Annotated in this window: 16 protein-coding genes; 5 read left to right on the top strand and 11 right to left on the bottom strand. The window is 61.8% G+C overall.

Annotated features, from left to right (window positions below; genetic code table 11):
• Nucleotide 1: 1 nt before the first annotated feature.
• From AC1Q9F_RS24100 to AC1Q9F_RS24060, 9 genes are all read right to left on the bottom strand, one after another.
• Nucleotides 2-811, bottom strand: coding sequence for a MetQ/NlpA family ABC transporter substrate-binding protein (locus AC1Q9F_RS24100; protein ID WP_007952748.1), 810 nt, complete (start codon nucleotides 809-811; stop codon nucleotides 2-4).
• Between the two features lie 13 nt (nucleotides 812-824).
• On the bottom strand, nucleotides 825-2,189 hold the full coding sequence (locus tag AC1Q9F_RS24095; protein ID WP_492621111.1) for an LLM class flavin-dependent oxidoreductase: 1,365 nt from the start codon (nucleotides 2,187-2,189) through the stop codon (nucleotides 825-827).
• Complete coding sequence (locus AC1Q9F_RS24090) at nucleotides 2,189-3,382, bottom strand: SfnB family sulfur acquisition oxidoreductase (protein WP_492621112.1); 1,194 nt, start codon at nucleotides 3,380-3,382, stop codon at nucleotides 2,189-2,191. Before AC1Q9F_RS24090 ends, AC1Q9F_RS24095 begins: the two co-directional genes overlap by 1 nt.
• Before the next feature lie 38 nt (nucleotides 3,383-3,420).
• Complete coding sequence (locus AC1Q9F_RS24085) at nucleotides 3,421-4,662, bottom strand: SfnB family sulfur acquisition oxidoreductase (protein WP_492621113.1); 1,242 nt, start codon at nucleotides 4,660-4,662, stop codon at nucleotides 3,421-3,423.
• A gap of 266 nt (nucleotides 4,663-4,928) precedes the next feature.
• A complete protein-coding gene (locus AC1Q9F_RS24080) occupies nucleotides 4,929-5,693 on the bottom strand; it encodes a hypothetical protein (protein WP_492621114.1) in 765 nt (254 codons plus the stop codon).
• Nucleotides 5,694-6,150: 457 nt separating this feature from the next.
• Nucleotides 6,151-6,900 (bottom strand): L-cystine ABC transporter ATP-binding protein TcyN, encoded by a 750-nt coding sequence (gene tcyN / locus AC1Q9F_RS24075; protein WP_007952738.1) that lies wholly within the window; start codon nucleotides 6,898-6,900, stop codon nucleotides 6,151-6,153.
• 4 nt (nucleotides 6,901-6,904) lie between these two features.
• Nucleotides 6,905-7,570 (bottom strand): cystine ABC transporter permease, encoded by a 666-nt coding sequence (tcyL, locus tag AC1Q9F_RS24070; protein ID WP_007952735.1) that lies wholly within the window; start codon nucleotides 7,568-7,570, stop codon nucleotides 6,905-6,907.
• Nucleotides 7,570-8,370, bottom strand: coding sequence for a cystine ABC transporter substrate-binding protein (tcyJ, locus tag AC1Q9F_RS24065; RefSeq protein WP_230734714.1), 801 nt, complete (start codon nucleotides 8,368-8,370; stop codon nucleotides 7,570-7,572). The genes tcyL and tcyJ overlap by 1 nt, the downstream gene beginning before the upstream one ends.
• A 246-nt stretch (nucleotides 8,371-8,616) precedes the next feature.
• Entirely contained in the window at nucleotides 8,617-9,621 is a 1,005-nt protein-coding gene (locus tag AC1Q9F_RS24060; protein WP_492621115.1) for a D-cysteine desulfhydrase, read from the bottom strand.
• A 190-nt stretch (nucleotides 9,622-9,811) separates the two neighbouring features.
• On the opposite strand from AC1Q9F_RS24060, the gene epsC reads away from it, so the two are divergent.
• A complete protein-coding gene (gene epsC, locus AC1Q9F_RS24055) occupies nucleotides 9,812-10,738 on the top strand; it encodes a serine O-acetyltransferase EpsC (RefSeq protein WP_007952730.1) in 927 nt (308 codons plus the stop codon).
• Nucleotides 10,739-11,322: 584 nt separating this feature from the next.
• Nucleotides 11,323-13,284: a choline transporter BetT gene (gene betT, locus AC1Q9F_RS24050; RefSeq protein WP_492621122.1), complete on the top strand. Its 1,962-nt coding sequence runs from the start codon at nucleotides 11,323-11,325 to the stop codon at nucleotides 13,282-13,284.
• A gap of 24 nt (nucleotides 13,285-13,308) precedes the next feature.
• On the opposite strand, the gene AC1Q9F_RS24045 is transcribed toward betT, so the two are convergent.
• Together AC1Q9F_RS24045 and AC1Q9F_RS24040 are read right to left on the bottom strand one after the other, a co-directional pair.
• Nucleotides 13,309-13,569 carry a hypothetical protein gene (locus tag AC1Q9F_RS24045; protein WP_007952727.1) on the bottom strand — a complete coding sequence of 87 codons (261 nt, stop codon included), beginning with the start codon at nucleotides 13,567-13,569 and terminating at the stop codon, nucleotides 13,309-13,311.
• Between the two features lie 198 nt (nucleotides 13,570-13,767).
• The gene (locus AC1Q9F_RS24040; protein ID WP_492621116.1) at nucleotides 13,768-14,805 is read right to left on the bottom strand and encodes a LacI family DNA-binding transcriptional regulator; all 1,038 of its coding nucleotides are present in this window, start codon (nucleotides 14,803-14,805) and stop codon (nucleotides 13,768-13,770) included.
• Between the two features lie 206 nt (nucleotides 14,806-15,011).
• On the opposite strand from AC1Q9F_RS24040, the gene AC1Q9F_RS24035 reads away from it, so the two are divergent.
• From AC1Q9F_RS24035 to mgrA, 3 genes are read left to right on the top strand one after another with little or no spacing between them, the layout of a single operon-like run.
• Nucleotides 15,012-17,237, top strand: coding sequence for a TonB-dependent receptor (locus AC1Q9F_RS24035; RefSeq protein ID WP_492621117.1), 2,226 nt, complete (start codon nucleotides 15,012-15,014; stop codon nucleotides 17,235-17,237).
• 1 nt (nucleotide 17,238) lies between these two features.
• On the top strand, nucleotides 17,239-18,558 hold the full coding sequence (locus AC1Q9F_RS24030; RefSeq protein ID WP_492621118.1) for an LLM class flavin-dependent oxidoreductase: 1,320 nt from the start codon (nucleotides 17,239-17,241) through the stop codon (nucleotides 18,556-18,558).
• A gap of 39 nt (nucleotides 18,559-18,597) precedes the next feature.
• Nucleotides 18,598-19,635 carry an L-glyceraldehyde 3-phosphate reductase gene (gene mgrA / locus AC1Q9F_RS24025; protein WP_207984702.1) on the top strand — a complete coding sequence of 346 codons (1,038 nt, stop codon included), beginning with the start codon at nucleotides 18,598-18,600 and terminating at the stop codon, nucleotides 19,633-19,635.
• The last annotated feature ends 19 nt before the right edge of the window (nucleotides 19,636-19,654 follow it).

The following is a 19,654-nucleotide window of genomic DNA, read 5'->3' as shown; positions in this document are numbered from 1 at the left end:
CTCAGCTTTCCCAACCGGCCTGGTACAGCTTGCCGTGGGCCTTATCCAGTGCAGCGCGAACGGCCGGCGAATGCTGGTAGATGTCGACGAACTTGATCAGACGCGGGTCGGTTTTGCTCTTCGGCTGGATCACGAACTGAATCACGTATTCCTTGTGATCGAGGCCGTCGAACAGCAGCGCGGAACCGGCATCAAAAGTCTTCGCCAGACGGATGTAGGCCGGGTAGCCCTGCACCAGATCGGCATCATCGTAGGCGCGCACCAGTTGCACGGCTTCGACCTGGAGGATCTTGATCTTCTTCGGATTAGCGACGATGTCGTCTTCGGTGGCCTTGTAGCCAACGCCCGGTTTCAGGGTGATCAGACCGGCCTTGGCCAGCAGTTGCAGGCCGCGTCCGCTGTTGATCGGGTCGTTGGCGATGGCGACGCTGGCGCCTTCAGGCAGCTCGTCGAAGCTTTTGTATTTTTTCGAGTACAGGCCGACGTTGTTGATGATCCCCGGCGCAAACGGCACCAGGTCGAAACCGGAAGCCGCCTTGGCATTTTCCAGGAACGGGATGTGCTGGAAGTAGTTCACGTCGATGTCACCGGCGGCGAGGCTGACGTTCGGCGCGATCCAGTCGGTGAACTCCACCAGCTCGACTTTCAGGCCTTGTTTGGAGGCCTCTTCGACGGCGGCTTCCAGCGGAATCGCGAAGGCGGCGGTGGTGCCGATTTTCAACGGAGCATCGGCGGCGAATACCGCCGAGCTGAACAGGCCGAAGGCCAGGGCCAGTGCTTTGACTGGGTGGGACAGGAGCTTCTTGGTCATGGTGGTTTTCCAGTCAGTGCGAGGAGGAGTGTCGGTAGTGGGCGCCGGTGTGTTGCTGCGGCAGATGCGCTTCGCCGTGAAACAGTTTTTCCCGCAGGCTGCCGGTGTCGTACGCGGTCTTGTACGAGCCGCGCCGTTGCAGTTCCGGAATCACCAGATCGATGAAATCCACATAGCTTTCCGGGGTGACGATGCGAGTCAGGTTGAAGCCGTCGAGACCGGTTTCGGCGATCCACGATTCCAGTTCATCCGCCACTTGCTGCGGCGAGCCGACCACAGTGATGTAGCGCCCGCCGAGGGCATGCTGGTCGAGCAGCTTGCGCCGGGTCCAGTCGTTGTTCTGCAGGTTTTTGGTGGCGGACTGGATCGCGTTGCTCTTCACGTACTGGATCGGTTCGTCGATTTCGTACTGGGAAAAATCTATCCCGGTGGACGCCGAGAAATGTGCCACGCCCGCTTCGGCACTGGCGTAGCTCAGGTATTCGGCGTGCTTGGCCCAGGCCGCTTCTTCGGTCTCGCCGACGATCACGTTCAGGCCCATGAACACCTTGATATCCTCGGGGTTGCGACCCGCTTCGACGGCGCTGGCGCGGACTTTGTCCACCTGTACTTTGGTCGACGGCTTGTTCTGGCCGCTGATGAACACGCACTCGGCATGACGTCCGGCGAACAGCAGACCGCGATCCGAACTGCCGGCCTGGAACAGCACCGGCGTGCGCTGCGGCGACGGCTCGCACAGGTGATAACCCTCGACCTGATAGTACTCGCCCTTGTGTTCGACCTTGTGCACCTTGTCTGGCTGCGCGTAGATCCGCTGCTGCGGATCGTTGAGCACCGCGCCGTTTTCCCAGCTGCCTTCCCAGAGTTTGTAGAGCACTTCGAGGTACTCGTCGGCCTGGTCGTAACGCCGGTCATGCTCGACCTGTTCGCTCAGGCCCATGGCCTTGGCGGCGCTGTCCAGGTAACCGGTGACGATGTTCCAGCCCACCCGCCCACGGCTCAGGTGATCGAGCGTCGACATGCGCCGGGCGAACAGATACGGCGGCTCGTAGGTGAGGTTGGCGGTCAGGCCGAAACCGAGGTTTTTGGTCACCGCGGACATCGCCGATACCAGCAACAGTGGATCGTTGACCGGCAGCTGGATCGACTCTTTCAGGGTAACGTCCACCGAGTTCTGATAGACGTCGTACACGCCGACGATGTCAGCGATAAACAGCCCGTCGAACAGCCCGCGCTCCAGCAGTTGCGCCAGTTCGGTCCAGTACTCGATGGTCTTGTACCGGGTCGAGGTGTCGCGAGGATGCGTCCACAACCCGTGGTTGATGTGGCCGATGCAATTCATGTTGAACGCATTGAGCAGGATCTTTTTCTTGCTCATCAGATGGTCCCTCGCAGCGGAGGGTTTTCATCGTTGAGGTAGTAATTGCCCACCGCGTGATACTTCCAGCGCACCGGGTCATGCAGGGTGTGCACCCGAGCGTTGCGCCAGTGGCGGTCGAGGCCGTGCTCGATCAGGGTGGCCTGGCTGCCGGCGAGTTCGAACAGGGTGCTGCCGGCGGCCAAGGAGATTTCGGTGCTGATGGCTCGTGCTTCGGCGACGGCAATCGAGGCTGCTGCAACGGTATCGGCGTTGGTCTCGGCCTGGGCTGCGTCGAGGAATTCGCCGGCGCGTTCGAGCAGGGCTTCGGTGGCATGCAGGCGAATGCTCAAATGGCCGAAGCTCTTGAGGGTCAGCGGATCTTCGGTGGCCTTGTCGTTACCCGAATCGATCCACGGCCGGGTCTTGCTGCGCACGAAGTGCAGCGCATCTTCGTAAGCGGCGCGGGCGATGCCGGTGTCGATGGCGGCGTGAAGGATCTGCGCCAGCGGGCCGACCGGGGTCGGGCGCTCGAAAGCACTCTGGAACGGGATGACATCTTCGGCAGCGACATACACGTCTTCGAACACCACCGAACCGCTGCCGGTGGTGCGCTGGCCGAAGCCGCTCCAGTCGTCGATCACGCTCAGGCCTTTGCTGTCGCGCGGGACGAAGGCCAGTTGTTGCACACCGTTTTCATCGACCACGGACGTTGGAATCCGTTGGGCATAGATCGCACCGGTCGCATAGAACTTGCGACCGTTGATGCGATAACCGCTGCCGTCGCGATTGAGGCGGGTGACACGGTCGTGGGCGGTCTTGGTGCCCAGTTCTGCCAGGGCATTGCCGAAGCGCTGGCCGGCGAGAACTTCGGCGTACAGCCGTTGTTTCTGCTCGTGGCTGCCGTTTACCCGAAGCACTTCGAGGGCATAAAAATGGTTCTGCGGAATCTGCCCCAGTGAACCGTCAGCCCGGGCGATCAGGGCGATGACTTTGGCCAGGGTCACGTTGGACACGCCGGCGCCACCGTACTCCTTGGGCACGCTGATGCCCCACAGGCCGGAGCGGGAAAACACGTCGAGTTCCGGCAGCGGCAGGCGGCGTTCGCGGTCGCGCAGGTTGCTGTCGCGCTGGAAGTCTTCGGCCAGGTCGCTGGCGACGATCAGGGCTTGCTCGTCGCTGGTGATGACCGCGACGGGATGGGAAAGAGTCATGTGTTTCTCCAGAGATCTGGTCAAAAGTGTTCTGGTCGTCAGATCCAGGAATGGCGAGCCGGAAGTTTTCCGTTGAGGCGATAGGCGCCGACCGCGTGGTACTTCCAGCGCACCGGGTCGTGCAGGGTGTGCACCCGGGCGTTGCGCCAGTGACGGTCGAGGTTGAATTCGGCGAGGGTGGCGCGGCTGCCGGCCAGCTCGAAGAGCTTTTCGCTGGCCAGCAGCGAGATCTCGGTGGTCAGCACTTTGGCTTCGGCTACGGCAATCGAAGCGCGGGCGGCGGACTCGGCGGTCAGCGGTGCGGCATGCACCTGATCCAGCACTTGCCCGGCCTTGCGCAGCAGCGCTTCGGCAGCGTGCAGTTCGATTTTCAGTTTGCCGATGTCGGCGATCACGTAGAGGTCATCGCTGGCGCGCTCGACGTTGGCGTCGATCCACGGCCGGGCGCGAGTCTTGACGAACTCGATGGCGTCATCGATGGCGCCACGGGCGATGCCGGCGTCGATCGCCGCTTGAATCAGCTGCGACACCGCACCTTGGGTGTTGGGCTTTTCGTTGATCTTCCAGTTGTCCACCACGAGGCCGGCATCGACCCGTACGTTGTTCAACAGGATCGTGCCGCTGGCGGTGGTGCGCTGGCCGAAACCCGACCAGTCATCGACGATGCGCAATCCAGGCGTGCCGCGACGGACGAAGGCCAGGACTTGCTTGCCATCATCGTTGAGCGCCTTGACCGCGACCCAGTGGGCGAACAGGGCGCCGGTGGAGTAGAACTTCTGGCCGTTGATCACGTAGTCATCGCCGTCAGCGGTGATGCGCGCCTTCAGTTCCAGAGTGTCCTTGGTGCCGCGTTCGGGCCCGGCGTTTCCGATGCGCCAGCCTTCCAGAACGCTCTGCAACAGCAGTTTTTTCTGCTGTTCGGTGGCGCTGCCGAGGATCAGGTTGATGATGCCGAACTGGTTCTGCGGGATCTGCCCCAGTGCCGGGTCGGCCGCGGAAATGATCGCGAACACCTCGGCCAGGGTGACGAAGGAAACCTGCGGGCCACCGTACTCGCGCGGAATCGCGATGCTGCCGAGGCCGCTGCGGGTGAACTGTTCGATTTCCGACCACGGCAGCTTGCGCTGACGGTCACGTTTGGCGGCCTGCACGCGGGCGACTTGCGCCAGCTCATGGGCGGCCTTGATGGCTTGAGCGTCGTTGCGCAGCACTTGCGCGGGCAACAACAACGGGGCGATGTCCAGGTCACTCTGGACGTTTGCGTCTGCCAGACTGGACATCAGTGCCGCTCCTTGGCTGCACGCAATGCCCTGGCGATCTGCACTGGGGTGATTGTGTTCCGGACCATGTTACCTACCTCACATCTCATGAAAAACGCCGCAAAAGTGCGGCGAACGAAAGAATGTCCGGTGGTCCGGTTCATATACCCTAAGCGCGTATAAAATTTAAATAAACTAACTTTTAGGAATATGTATAGAAGGGGGCGTGGTCCGTCTGGTTAAGCGTGCGGTGGCGAAGGAATTCGTCCCTCGCCGACCGTCGATGCTCATTTTTTTTGCGGCTCTGCTGCCTTCAGCGTTTCCTTGAGCGGCACCTTGAGGTAGGGGTTCACGCAACCGATCTTCAGCGTTCGCGGCGGTGCCCAGCGCGAGTTGTTGCCGACCCGGTCGAGGATGCAATAGGTCACGTCCAGCCGCAGGTCCTCGCCGGCCTCGGTAATGATCGCCGGCGGCACCCAGACCTGAATCGGCTTGCCGATATCGGCCGGGGAAACGCGCGCCAGGTCCATCCGTACATCACCCCAGCGCAGGGTGATGGCATCGCCTTCGTCCATGTTCAGATACGGTTCGATGGTCAGCGGCACGCCGCGTTTGATCTGGCTCGCGTTGACGCCTTGACGGCGAATGGTGTCGGGCAGGGTCACGGGGGCGAGTTGCTGGTTTTCGTCACCGCACACTGCCGGTGGCTGTCCGCCGGGGCAGTCGAGTTTGACCGTGACCCGCGCGGCTGCCGACAGCGATGGTCCATGACCCACCCGCATTACCCGGTAGTGGATGCGTGACGAGCCGCTGGCGATGAAGCTTTCCGGCACTCGGAGGCTGACTGGAGCCGCGACGTCCTGCACTGTCAGCACGTGAGAAGCGACGTAGCAGTTGTTCCAGAACAGTTCGATCAGATCGCCGGAGTCCATGTCCGGATAGGGCGGTACATCGACCCGCAGGCGAGCCGCTGCCGTGAGATTGATGCCGTTGGTTTGCGAGGGCGCCAGGCTCGGCGCGGCCAGTTCGGGGATGTGCGAAGTGCGGGTCATGAAGTCCTCTCCTTGAAGCCTTGCAGCGAAATCCGTTTCTGAAAGTTTAAATGGCGTGAATTGCCCGGTAATAAAAACAGGGTCGTTCGGCCATTCGTTATCGGGTCTGGGTAATGTTGTGGGGCGCGATGAGTGACTAGATAAAAGTTCGCTGAATGGCGTGTCAACGGAGAGGGTTAGTTAATTGAAGAATTACGGATTTATCAGAAGCTTCCTACGCGGATTAGGCACTCTACCTATTCTGCGTAGCGAATCGGGCCACAGCTTTTGCCGGATTTTATTGTTCTGTCGTCGGTCGGTTTGTACAGCTGGAAATTTGCAGGGGGCGAACTTTAATCGCGGCGAGACTGTTGCAGGACATATATATGTAGTGCAGTCGCTTGATTAGGTTTTTTAGTGGGGAGGGTGTAAGCGAAACTTCCATCCATGGAAGTTTGTATTCAGGAAAGTTTACGGATCAGCCGTTGTTTCTGAACTTGCTGAGGAACTGTCGAGTGCGTTCTTCTTTCGGATTGGCAAACAACGCTTTCGCTTCACCTTGTTCGACGATCACGCCTTTATCGAAAAACACCACGCGGTTGGCCACGTCACGGGCGAACGCCATTTCGTGGGTGACGATCACCATGGTGCGTTTCTCCTCGGCGAGGCCGCGGATGGTCGCCAGCACTTCACCTACCAGTTCCGGGTCGAGGGCCGAGGTCGGCTCGTCGAACAGGATCACTTCCGGCTCCATCGCCAGCGCCCGGGCAATCGCCACGCGCTGTTGCTGGCCACCGGACAGGCGCCGCGGATAGGCGTCTTCCTTGCCCGCCAGGCCAACCTTGGCCAACAGCTTCTTGCCCAGGGCAATGGCTGCATCGCGGGGCGTCTTCTTGACCACGATCGGGCCTTCGATGACGTTTTCCAGGGCGGTGCGGTGCGGGAACAGGTTGAAGTTCTGGAACACGAAGCCCACGTGCTGGCGCAGGTTGCGCACCAGGCTCTGCTGCTGGTTCAGCGGGCGGCTGGTATCGATTTCGATATCGCCGACCTTTATCCGGCCGCTGGTGGGTTGCTCGAGGAAGTTCAGGCAGCGCAGGAACGTGGTCTTGCCCGAGCCGCTGGGGCCGATGATTGCCACGACCTCGCCTTCCTTCACCTCCAGATCAATGCCGTTGAGCACGACTTGACCCTTGAACTGCTTTGTCAGTTTTTCCACGACAATCATGGGGTCAGGACTCCTGGTCGTGCCGATTGACCCGCTCTTCCAACTTGTTCTGGAAGTGCGACAGCACCGTGGCCAGAATCCAGTAGATCAGCGCGGCGGCAAGATACATGGTGAAGACTTCGAAAGTCCGGGCGGTAATCAGCTGTGCCTGACGGAACAGCTCCGGCACCTGAATGGTGGCGGCCAGTGCGGTGTCCTTGACCAGCGAAATGAAGCTGTTGCCCAGCGGCGGCAACGCCGTGCGCATCGCCTGCGGCAGGATGGCCCGGCGCAGGGTCTGCGCGCGGGTCATGCCGATGCTCGCAGCGGCTTCCCACTGGCCGCGTTCGATCGAACCGATCGCGGACCGCAGGATTTCACAGGCGTAGGCGGCCATGTTCAGCGAGAAGCCGATCAGTGCCGCCGGCAGCGGGTCGAGTTCCATGCCCAATTGCGGCAAGCCGTAATAGATCACGAACAGTTGCACCAGCAACGGCGTGCCGCGAAAGAACGACACGTAGATGCGGGCCAGCCAGCTGACCGACTTGAAACGCGACAGGCGCATCAACGCCAGGCCAAAGCCCAGCAGCAGGCCGAAGAACATGCCGCCGAGGCTAAGGATTACCGTGTAGTACGCGCCCTTCAACAGGAAGGGCGCGGAGTCCAGTGCGAGTTGGAAAGCTTCTTCCATTATTTGGTGACGTCAGCGTTGAAGTATTTCGTGGACAGCTTCTCAAGGGTGCCGTCGGCACGCAGTTCGTCGAGGGCCTTGTTCACGGCGGCCAGCAGTTCAGGCTCGCCTTTGCGCAGGGCAACACCGGCTTCCTGACGCGAGAAGGCCTCACCGGCAGCGACGGTTTTCGGCGCTTTCTTGGCGTATTCCAGCGCAGCCAGACGGTCGATCAGGATCGCGTCGGTACGGCCGTTGTTCAGGTCGGCGAACTTGGTCGGATCATCGTCGTAGGTGCGCACGTCGGCACCCGGCACGTTGGCGCGGACCCATTGTTCGTAGTTGGTGCCCAGACCCACGCCGACTTTCTTGCCGGACAGGTCGGCGGCGGATTTGATGTTCAGCGCGGCGGCCTTGTCTTTCAGCACCAGCGCCTGAATCCCGGAAACGGTGTACGGCTCGGAGAAGTCGTACTTCTTCTTGCGCTCTTCGGAGATGGTCACTTGGTTGACCACGACGTCCAGACGCTTGGATTCCAGTGCCGCAAGGATGCCGTCCCATTTGGTCGGCTGAATCTTGGCCTTCACGCCCAGCTTCTTGGCCAGGGCTTCGGACAGCTCGACTTCGAAACCCGACAGTTTGCCGTCGGCATCGACGAAGCTGAACGGTGGGTAAGTGCCTTCCAGGCCGACGTTGATAACGCCTTTGTCCTTGATCTGTTGCAGTTGCTCACCGGCAACCGCCTGCCCCAGCAGACCGGCGCTCAGTGCCAGGCCCAGCGAACCTACCAGCAGATTTCGACGTAGTGCGGAAAGAATCATGACAAGCCCCTGTGTTTTCTTATGGAAGACGCTTAAGGAAAGTTGGCGAATCCGGGAATTGGACGACAGCGCTATCCTGCCTTAAAGCAGCTTATGCGTCTCTCGCGAAATTCGCCTGCGGCGAGACTATATGACGGTTCTTTTAGAATGGAAAATAATGAATTTTCCATTTGTTATTCTTTTAATGAATATGTGTTCGAGCTGACGCTGAGCGTTCCCACGTCGGGCGCGGGAACGCGCTCAGGCCTACAGAAAGTCCTTGTACGCGAACAACGCCGGGGCGCCGCCGGTGTGCAGGAAGATGATCGGGCCGTCGTCGAAACGCCCGCGACCGATGCCGTCAAGCAACCCGGCCATGGCCTTGCCGGTGTAGACCGGATCGAGCAGCACGGCGTCCTGGCTGGCCAGCAGTTTCACCGCCGCCAGTGTCCCGGCATTCGGCTCGCCGTAGCGCGGGCCGAAGTATTCGTCCCACAACTCGACCTTGAAGCTGTCCGGCAGCGCCACGCCCAGCAGGTCGGCGGTGCGTTCGGCCAGGCCCTGGACTTTCGGACGCTGGTCTTCTTCGCTGCGCGAGACGGTCACGCCGATTACCGGCAGTTGCGGCAGGGCTTCGCTCAAGGCCAGCGCCAGACCGCTATGAGTGCCGGCACTGCCCGAGGCCAGCACCACGGCGGAAAATTGCAGGCCGGTGTCCTTGATCTGCTCAGCCAGCTCCAGACCGGCGCGCACGTAACCCAGCGCGCCGAGGGCGTTGGAGCCACCGATCGGCACCAGGTACGGCTTCTTGCCGTTGCTGCGCAGGCGCACGGCGAGGGCGGCCAGTTGTTCGTCGGCGTTGTCGAGGTTGTCGACCAGCTCGACCTTGGTGTCGAACAGGTCCAGCAACAGGCGGTTGCCGTTGCCGGTGTAGTTGCTGTCATCGGTGCCCAGCGGGTTTTCCAGCAGGGCCACACAGCCCAGCCCCAGTTTCGCGGCCAGCGCGGCGGTCTGGCGAACGTGGTTCGATTGCAGTGCGCCGGCGGTGATCAGGGTGTCGGCGCCTTGGGCTAGGGCATCGGCGGCGAGGTATTCGAGCTTGCGCAGTTTGTTGCCGCCCATGGCCAGCGGCGTCAGGTCATCGCGTTTGATGTAGACATCGCGGCCGAGCCAGGTGGACAGGCGCTCGAGTTTTTCCAGTGGGGTTGGTTGGCCGAGCAGGTTGAGGCGGTTAAAGCGATCCAGCTTTTGTTTGATCGGTTGTGTGGACATGGTTCCGTACTGATGCAAGGAGATGTCAGGACTATAGGCACGCCGATTTACCGGGGCAACCGCCAATCGCTTATAGCCAAATGTGCTTAAGCCAGCACTATCGGTTCTTAATTCGCCCCGGTGGGGTTGCCGTAAAGTAGTCGCCGTTGACGCGGCCAGACAGTCCGGCCGCCCGTGAGGAGTCTTTACCGTGAGCGAGCGTTCCAGCCATTGGCAATTGCAGACCATCGTCAGCCAGCTGCGTACTGCGCGGGATCAGTGGCGGGCACAAAATGGCCGTGCTTCCGGCGAGCAGGGCGGACGCGAGTTGCCGTCCCGTGATGCGATGGCGCAGATCCTGGAAGCCCTGTGCGGCGCACTGTTTCCGATGCGGCTGGGGCCGGTGGATCTGCGTGAGGAAAGCGAGGATTTCTACGTCGGTCACACCCTCGACGTCGCGCTGAATGCATTGCTGGCCCAGGCACGACTCGAACTGCGTTACGTCGCCCGTCACAGCGCCCAGGCCGATACCGAAGTCGAGGCGCAGGCGATCAGGATCATCCAGGATTTCGCCCTCGCACTGCCGGGCCTGCGCAGCCTGCTCGATACCGATGTGCTGGCGGCGTATCACGGCGATCCGGCGGCGCGCAGCGTTGATGAAGTGCTGCTGTGCTATCCGGGGATTCTGGCGGTGATTCACCATCGTCTGGCGCATCATTTGTATCGCGCAGGCCTGCCGCTGCTGGCGCGGATCAGTTCGGAAATCGCCCACTCGGCGACCGGCATCGATATTCACCCGGGCGCGCAGATCGGCCGCAGTTTCTTCATCGACCACGGGACCGGCGTGGTGATCGGCGAGACCGCGATCATCGGCGAGCGCGTCAGGATTTATCAGGCGGTGACCCTCGGCGCCAAACGCTTTCCGGCGGACGAGGACGGCCAGTTGCAGAAGGGCCATCCACGCCATCCGATCGTCGAGGACGATGTGGTGATTTACGCCGGGGCGACGATCCTCGGACGGATCACCATTGGCAAGGGCTCGACCATCGGCGGCAACGTGTGGCTGACCCGCAGCGTGCCGGCCGGGTGCAACCTGACCCAGGCCAATCTGCAGCATGATGACGGGACGCAGAAGTAAGACATCAAAAGCCACCCTCACCCCAGCCCTCTCCCGGAGGGAGAGGGAGCCGATTGAGGTGTCTGGCGCTGTACATCGACCTGAAAAAAGCAGTCGATTATGGATTCGGTGCAGCAAAATCGGGTCGGCGTAACTCTCACGTATCCCCCAATCAGTTCCCCCGCTCCCTAGGGAGCGGGGCCTATACATCGACCTGAAAGAATCAGTCGATTATGGATTCGGTACAGCAAGATCAGGTCGGCGAAACTCTCAAGCATCCCCCAATCAGTCCCCTCTCCCTCCGGGAGAGGGTTAGGGTGAGGGCGCTTTTGACTTTGATTTTTCCACTGAACGAATCCGCCCCAACCCCCGTCATACCCAACCTTGAGCTAGCGTACGAAAGGTACCGCTGAGCCCTGCGATTAGTCCTGAGCGTACTATCCATGTTTAACTTGAACGTTCATTCAAGTTAAACCGGCGGTTCGCTGCCCGCTCACAACAGGAGGCTTGCCTTTGCTGAGTCCGATCATTTCAGCCATTTTCCAACCCCTTGAGGTGCACCGTTCATGAGTGCATCGTCCACCCCCGCCAGCGGTCTGGTGCGCATGAATCCGCCGGTGTTCTGGTTCGCCGCGACGGTGATCCTGCTGTTCGGCCTGACGGTCATCGCCATGCCGGAACAGGCCGGCGCCTGGCTTCTCGAAGCGCAAAACTGGGCGGCCAACACGGTCGGCTGGTACTACATGCTCGCGATGACCCTGTATCTGGTCTTCGTGGTGGTCACCGCGTTATCGGGCTACGGCAAGATCAAACTCGGTGCCGACCACGACGAACCCGAATTCAGTTACCTGTCCTGGGCCGGCATGCTGTTCGCCGCCGGGATCAGCATCACGCTGTTCTTCTTCTGCGTGTCCGAACCGCTGACCCACATGCTCCAACCGCCGCAAGGCGAGCCCGGCACCGCGGAGGCGGCGCGTCAGGCGATGCAGATTCTGTTTCTGCACTGGGGCCTGCATGGCTGGGGCGTGTTCGCCTTTGTCGGCATGGCGCTGGCGTATTTCGCCTACCGGCATAACCTGCCGCTGGCCCTGCGTTCGGCGCTGTACCCGCTGATCGGCAAACGCATCAACGGGCCCATCGGCTACGCGGTGGACGGCTTCGGCATCATCGCCACGGTGTTCGGCCTCGGTGCGGACATGGGCTTCGGCGTGCTCCATCTCAACTCCGGTCTCGACTACCTGTTCGGCATCGCCCACACCCAGTGGATTCAGGTCGGCCTGATCACGCTGATGATGGGCGCGGCGATCATCGTCGCCGTCTCCGGCGTGGATAAAGGTGTGCGGGTCATGTCAGACATCAACATGCTGCTGGCCTGTGCGCTGCTGCTGTTCGTGTTGTTCGCCGGCCCCACCCAGCATTTGCTCAACACCCTGATCCAGAACCTTGGCGATTACCTCGGCGCGTTGCCGATGAAGAGTTTCGACCTCTACGCCTACGACAAACCGAGCGACTGGCTCGGCGGCTGGACAGTCTTCTACTGGGCCTGGTGGATCGCGTGGTCGCCGTTCGTGGGCCTGTTCATCGCACGGATTTCCCGTGGCCGGACCATTCGCGAATTCGTCTTCGGCGTGCTGCTGATTCCACTCGGTTTCACGCTGGCGTGGATGTCGATCTTCGGCAACAGCGCCATCGACCAGGTGCTCAATCACGGTATGTCGGCCCTGGGCATGTCGGCCCTCGACAACCCGTCGATGACCCTTTACCTGCTGCTGGAAACCTATCCGTGGAGCAAAACCGTCATCGCGGTGACGGTGTTTATCAGCTTCGTGTTCTTCGTCACCTCCGCCGACTCCGGCACCGTGGTGCTCTCGACCCTGTCGGCCAAGGGCGGCAACCCGGATGAAGACGGGCCGAAATGGCTGCGGGTGTTCTGGGGCGCGATGACCGCGCTGATCACCAGTGCGCTGCTGTTCTCCGGCAGCATCGATGCGCTGAAGTCGGCGGTGGTGCTGACCTCGCTGCCGTTCTCGCTGATTCTGCTGCTGATGATGTGGGGTCTGCACAAGGCGTTCTACCTGGAGTCGCAGAAGCAGATCGCGCAACTGCATTCGCTGGCACCGGTCTCCGGTTCACGGCGGGGCAAGGGCGGCTGGCGCCAGCGCCTGAGCCAGGCCGTGCACTTCCCGTCGCGCGACGAGGTGTACCGCTTCATGGACACCACGGTGAAACCGGCCATCGAAGAAGTGACGGCGGTGTTCGCCGAGAAAGGGCTGAACGTGGTCACCCAACCGGATCCGGCGCACGACAGCGTCAGTCTGGAAATCGGTCACGGCGAGCAGCACCCGTTCATCTACCAAGTGCAGATGCGCGGCTACTTCACGCCGTCGTTTGCTCGTGGCGGTATGGGCTCCAAGCAGCTCAACAATCGTCGTTACTATCGCGCCGAAGTGCATCTGAGCGAGGGCAGTCAGGACTACGATCTGGTCGGTTACACGAAAGAGCAGATCATCAACGACATCCTCGACCAGTACGAACGGCACATGCAGTTTCTGCATCTGGTGCGTTGATCGGGGCAGGGCGCCGGGACGGCTTCAGGTCTCGGCGCTCAGCACCATGAACAACACCATCGCCGCCAGCGGCACGCCATACACGGCGCTGCCGATCGCAATCTCCGACCCCAACGGCTGCCCGGCATGCACCACGCCGACCGCACCATTGATCACCGTCAACGCCAGCCACAACGCCGCGAAGCCGTAGGCCAGCGTCTGCCGACTGAAGCCGATGCGCTCGCCGATGTAAAACATCAGCGCCAGCAGGATCAGGCCGAAGAAGATGATGATTGCGGTGTGCATGGGGAGGCCTGCGGCATAGTCGGTGTTTGGTCGGGCGCCTTCGCGGGCAAGTCGAATCGTCGCACCGCCGCTCCCACAGGGTTCTCCGTCGTCCACAGATTTTGTACGCAACACAGAACCTGTGGGAGCGGGCTTGCCCGCGAAGGCGCCACCTCGGTTTCATTTAGAGCATAGCCAAACCAGCCCACGCCACATTCGTCAGGTGCTTTCCCGCTCGATGACTTGGCACTGCAGCAAATTAAGTCGCTGCACCTCATCGCTCGGCAATACGCCCAGGCTTTCCAGCACCCGCGTTGCCGCCAGCACGCCAATCTCCAGCGCCGGCGGTTTGATGGTGCTCAGGCTTGGCAGCAGCATCTCGGCGAACGGGTAGTCGCCGAAGCCGAGGACGGCGCAGTCTTCGGGGATCTTGAGGCCGGCCCGTTGCCCGGCGAGCAGGCCGCCGGCGGCGAGGTTGTCGTTGGCGAAGATGATGGCGTCGGGGCGCGGTGAGGCATTCATCAGCGCTTCCATCGCTTGCTTGCCGGCCTCGAACGGGGCGCGATCGGCATCCGGTGCGAATACCCACGGTTCCAGGCCCAACTCGCGCACGGTCGCCGCATAACCGTCGCGGCGTTCCAGTGCGCTGAAGTCGCCGGGTGCGCTGTTCTGCACGAAGGCGATGCGCCGATAGCCTTTGTCGTGCAGATAACGAGCGGCGCTGACGCCTACTTCAAAGTGCGAAAAGCCGATCTGCATCGGCTCTCGATCGGGCTGGTAATCCCAGGTTTCGATCACCGGAATATCCGCCTCGGCGAGCATCTTTTCCGTGCCCGGGCTGTGGAAGTGACTGGTCACCACCAGTGCCGCCGGTGACCAGCCGAGGAACGCCCGCACGGCGTTTTCTTCCTGCTCGGTGCTGAAGTAACTCGAGGCCAGCAGCAACTGATAACCGTGACGGCTGAGGGTGTCGCTGAAGCCCTGAATGGTGTTGGCGAAGATCGGCCCGGAGATGTTCGGGATCACCATGCCGACGATTTTCCCCCGCGCCGAGGCGAGCCCGCCGGCCACCAGATTCGGCACGTAACCCAGTTCGGCGACTACCGCCGCAATCCGTTCGCGGCGTTCGGGCGAGACCTGTTCCGGCTGGTTGAAGTAACGCGACACGGTAATCGCCGAAACACCGGCCTGGCGCGCCACCGCGTTGAGGGTCACGCGACCGGCGCCACGGCGTTTGCGGGGCTTTTCTTCGCTCAAGGCTCGATCCTTCTTAAAAACCAAAACGCATATAAAAGTAATTTTTCAGTATTGGACGGTCTATGTCCGGCTTGCCAATACTGGCGATGTTAGCGCTAACAAAGCGCGTTGTCTGCTACTCGCTCGAGCGAATGCCCAAGACACCGAGACAGGCGCTGTCGTCGCAGAACGGCAGCGGTTCAGGGCAACTTTTCGAGCGGGCAAACATGCACAACATTCCTGGGGCGACACACAAACTGGCGCAATCGATCCGCGCTGCGGGCTGGCTACTCACCGGGCTGGCCGCGCTGCCGCTGCCTGCCGCGTTCGCCGCCGACAGCACCGATCAGGAGCCGACACTCAAGTCCGTCACGGTCACCGCTACCCGCCGCGAAGAGTCGCTGCAAAAGGTCCCGGTGGCGGTGTCGGTGATCGACGGCGAGCAGCTGGAACGCGACAACCGCAACAGCGTGGCGAGCATCGTCCAGCAAGTGCCGTCGCTGAATTTCCGCACTGGCGCGTCGAACAAGGACACCTCGCTATTCGTGCGTGGCGTGGGGACGATTTCCACCTCGCCGGGCGTCGAGCCAACCGTGGCCACAGTAATCGATGGCGTGGTTTATGCCCGCCCCGGCCAATCCACTCTGGATCTGCTGGACCTGGAACGCGTCGAAGTCCTGCGGGGCCCGCAAGGCACGCTGTTCGGCAAAAACGCCTCGGCCGGCGTGCTCAACATCACCAGCAAGGCGCCGACCGCCGAGACCCACGGCTACATCGATCAGTCGTACTACAGCGGCAACGAAAGCCGCACCCGTTTCGGCATCGGCGGCAGCCTGATTCCGGACACGCTCAAGGGCTCGATCAGCACCTTGTTCGGCACTTACGACGGCAACGTCGACAACAAGCACAACGGTCAGGAGCTCAACGGCTACAACCATCGCGGCGTGCGCGGCAAACTGGAATTCACCCCGAACGACGACATCACCTTCACCCTGATCGCCGACTACATGCAGTCCCACGATGACGGCCCCAACGGCGTCGTGACCAAGGCTCTGACCCCGGCCTTCGCCAATGCGTTGAGCCCGGTCAGCGCCACCGGCCACAACCGCGACATCAACACCGACACCCGCACCCACGTCGAGGACACCAACAAGGGCCTGTCCGGCCAGCTCGACTGGAAACTGGGCGATTACACCCTGACCTCGATCACCGCGTGGCGCGGCTGGGACAACACTCAGTATCAGGACGGCGATCGCCTCGGCACGGTGACGGCGGCGTTCCCCGGCACGGCGGACAAAGGTGATCTGGCCTTCGACCAGTACTCGCAGGAGCTGCGTCTGTCGTCGCCGAAAGGTGAATTCCTCGAATACGTCGGCGGCCTGTTCTACATGCACGGCAAGGACGAGGAAACCTATCAGCGCACGCTGACCACCACCACACGAACTGACCGCGGCGTCGCCGATTACAGCACCACCAGCGACAGCTACGCAGTGTTCGGCGAGAGCACGCTGAATTTCACTTCGGACTTCCGTGGCATCGCCGGCCTGCGCTACACCCACGACGATCTCGAATACGATCACCGTCGCGTCTCCACTTCCGCCACCACCGTCAGCGGCATTCAACCGGCGACCAGCAGTTCCGGCTCGGTGGACGAGGACGGCTGGTCCGGCCGGCTCGGTTTGCAGTACGACCTGAGCGATACCGTCACCACTTATCTGACCTACTCGCGTGGCTACAAAGGCCCTGCCTACAACGTGTTCTTCAACATGCAGCCGCGTGATACCGAAGCCTTGAAACCGGAAACCTCCAACACCTGGGAGGCGGGGATCAAAGCCTCAAGCTGGAACAATCGCCTCACCACCAACCTCGCGGTTTTCCACAGCGACTACGACAACTATCAGGCGAACTTTTTCGACACCGTCGCCGGGCAAGTCGTAACGCGCCTGATCAACGCCGGCAGCGTCAGCACCGAGGGCGTGGAGCTCGACTACGCCTTGCAGGCGACCCAGCAACTGAAGTTCTCCGGCGCGCTGGCCTACACCCGCGCCCGCATTGACGAGTTCGCCTGCCCGGCGGGCGCGGCGGCGTCGTGCAACGTCAACGGCAAACCGTTGCCGTTCAGCCCGGACTGGAAAAGCTACGTGCGGGCCGACTACACGATCCCGCTGGAAAACGGCCTGGATATCGAACTCGGCACCGATTACAGCTGGCAGAGCGAAGTGCAGTACGACATCAGCCAGAACGCCGACACCAAGCAGGGCGCCTACGGCCTCTGGAACGCCAGCGTCGCTCTGGCCGATTACACCAACGGCTGGCGCGTGGCATTGCTCGGCAAGAACCTCACCGACAAGTCGTATTCGCCATTGCTCGCCAGCGGTGGCAACTACATCTACCGCGCTGTGCCACGCGACGACGAGCGCTACTTCGGCGTGCAACTGCGCAAGGACTTCTGAGATGAGCAGACAGCTGAAACTCGGCGCGTTCCTCATGGCCACCGGGCACCACGTCGCCGCGTGGCGCCATCCGGATGTGCCGGCCAACGCCGGACTGGATTTCACCCACTACAAACGCCTGGCGCAGATTGCCGAGGCGGCGAAGTTCGACACCTTGTTCGTCGCCGACAGCGTCGCCGCGCCGACCCAGGACATCGCCAGCCGCATGGCCCGTTCGGATCACTTCGAGCCGCTGACGCTGCTCTCGGCGTTGAGCGCAGTGACCGAGCACATCGGCCTGATCGCCACCGCCACCACCAGCTACAACGAGCCGTACCACGTGGCGCGCAAGTTCGCTTCGCTCGATCACCTGTCCGGCGGGCGAGCGGGGTGGAACCTGGTGACCTCGGACAACGCCGCCGAAGCGCAGAACTTCGGCCGCGATGAACACATCGGCCATGCCGAACGCTACAGCCGCGCCCGGGAATTTCATCAGGTGGTCACCGGGCTCTGGGACAGTTGGCAGGACGACGCCTTCATCCGCGATAAGGCCAGCGGCGCGTATTACGACCCGGAAAAGCTGCACGTGCTGAATCATGTCGGCGAGCACTTCAAGGTCAAAGGCCCGCTGAATGTCGCGCGTTCGCCACAGGGGCAGCCGGTGATCGTGCAGGCCGGCTCGTCGGAAACCGGGCGTGAACTGGCGGCGCAGACGGCCGAAGTGGTGTTCACCGCGCAGACCTCGCTGGCCAACGCCCAGGCGTTTTACGCCGACCTCAAGGGGCGCTTGCCGAAGTACGGACGCAGCGCCGATTCGCTGAAAATCATGCCCGGCGTGTTCGTCGTGGTCGGGCAGACGGAAGCCGAAGCACAGGAAAAATTTGAAACGTTTCAGCAATTGGTCGAACCCGAGGTTGGCGTTGCCCTTCTTGGGCGTATGCTGGGCAACTTCGATCTGTCGAAGTACCCGCTGGACGGGCCGCTGCCGGAGTTGCCGCTGACTGACAGCGGTCAGCAAAGCCGACAGAAACTGCTGACCGAACTGGCCGGCCGGGAGCATCTGACCCTGGCCGAACTGGGCCGCAGAATCGCCGGTGGTCGCGGGCATTACAGCGTCGTCGGCACACCGGCGCAGATTGCCGACCGTTTGCAGGAATGGTTCGAGCAGGGCGCGGCGGACGGCTTCAACGTGCTGGTGCCGCACCTGCCCGGCGGGCTCGAAGACTTCGCCAATGGCGTGGTCCCGGAACTGCAACGGCGCGGGCTGTTCAGAACCGAATACGAGGGCCGGACCTTGCGCCAGAACCTTGGCCTCGCCCGGCCCGGCAACAGATTTGCGTAGCAATCGACACCCGATTCAAGACCGACAAGAGAGGATTCGATGACTTACACCGCTGCCAAGAATCGCTACAACTCCATCCCTTACCGCCGCGTCGGACGCAGCGGTCTGGTGCTGCCGGCGCTGTCCCTCGGCCTGTGGCACAACTTCGGCGACAGCACGCCGATCGACACCCAGCGCTCGTTGCTGCGCACAGCGTTCGATCTGGGGATCAACCACTTCGACCTGGCCAACAACTACGGCCCGCCCTACGGCAGCGCCGAGACCAATTTCGGTCGTTTGCTGCGCGAAGACTTCAAGCAATATCGCGACGAACTGATCATCTCCAGCAAGGCCGGTTGGGACATGTGGCCCGGCCCTTACGGCCAGGGCGGCGGCTCGCGCAAATACGTGCTGGCCAGCCTAGACCAGAGCCTGCAACGCCTGGGCCTGGACTATGTGGACATCTTCTATTCGCACCGCTTCGACCCGGACACCCCGCTGGAAGAAACCGCGAGCGCCCTCGCCACTGCGGTGCAGCAGGGCAAAGCGTTGTACATCGGCATCTCGTCTTACTCCGGGGTGAAAACCCGCGAGATCGCCGCGTTGCTCAAAGAGTGGAAAGTGCCGCTGTTGATTCACCAACCGGCCTACAACCTGCTCAACCGCTGGGTGGAAAAGGACCTGCTCGACACCACTGACGAACTCGGCACCGGCGTGATTGCGTTCACCCCGCTGGCGCAGGGTTTGCTGACCGACAAATACCTCAACGGCGTGCCGGCGGATGCGCGGATCAATCGTCCGGGCGGTGGTTCGTTGCAGGCTTCGCACTTGTCCGAGGCGAACATTGCTCATGTGCGGGCGTTGAATGAAATCGCCAAACGCCGTGGCCAGAGCCTGGCGCAACTGGCATTGGCGTGGACGCTGCGGGATCCGCGAGTGACTTCGGCGCTGATCGGCGCGAGTCGGCCGGAGCAGATTATCGAGAACGTCGGGGCGTTGAAAAATCTGAGCTTCAGTGCGGAAGAGCTGGCGGAGATTGACCGGTTTGCCCAGGAGGGCGGGATTAATCTTTGGGAGAAGCCTTCGACGGCGGAATAAACGACACACTGATCGTTCC

This window comes from Pseudomonas sp. GW823-FHT04A03 (genome assembly GCF_058796615.1).
The sequence above is the reverse complement of the archived record's forward strand: the minus strand, read 5'-3'. Positions and strand labels throughout refer to the sequence as shown.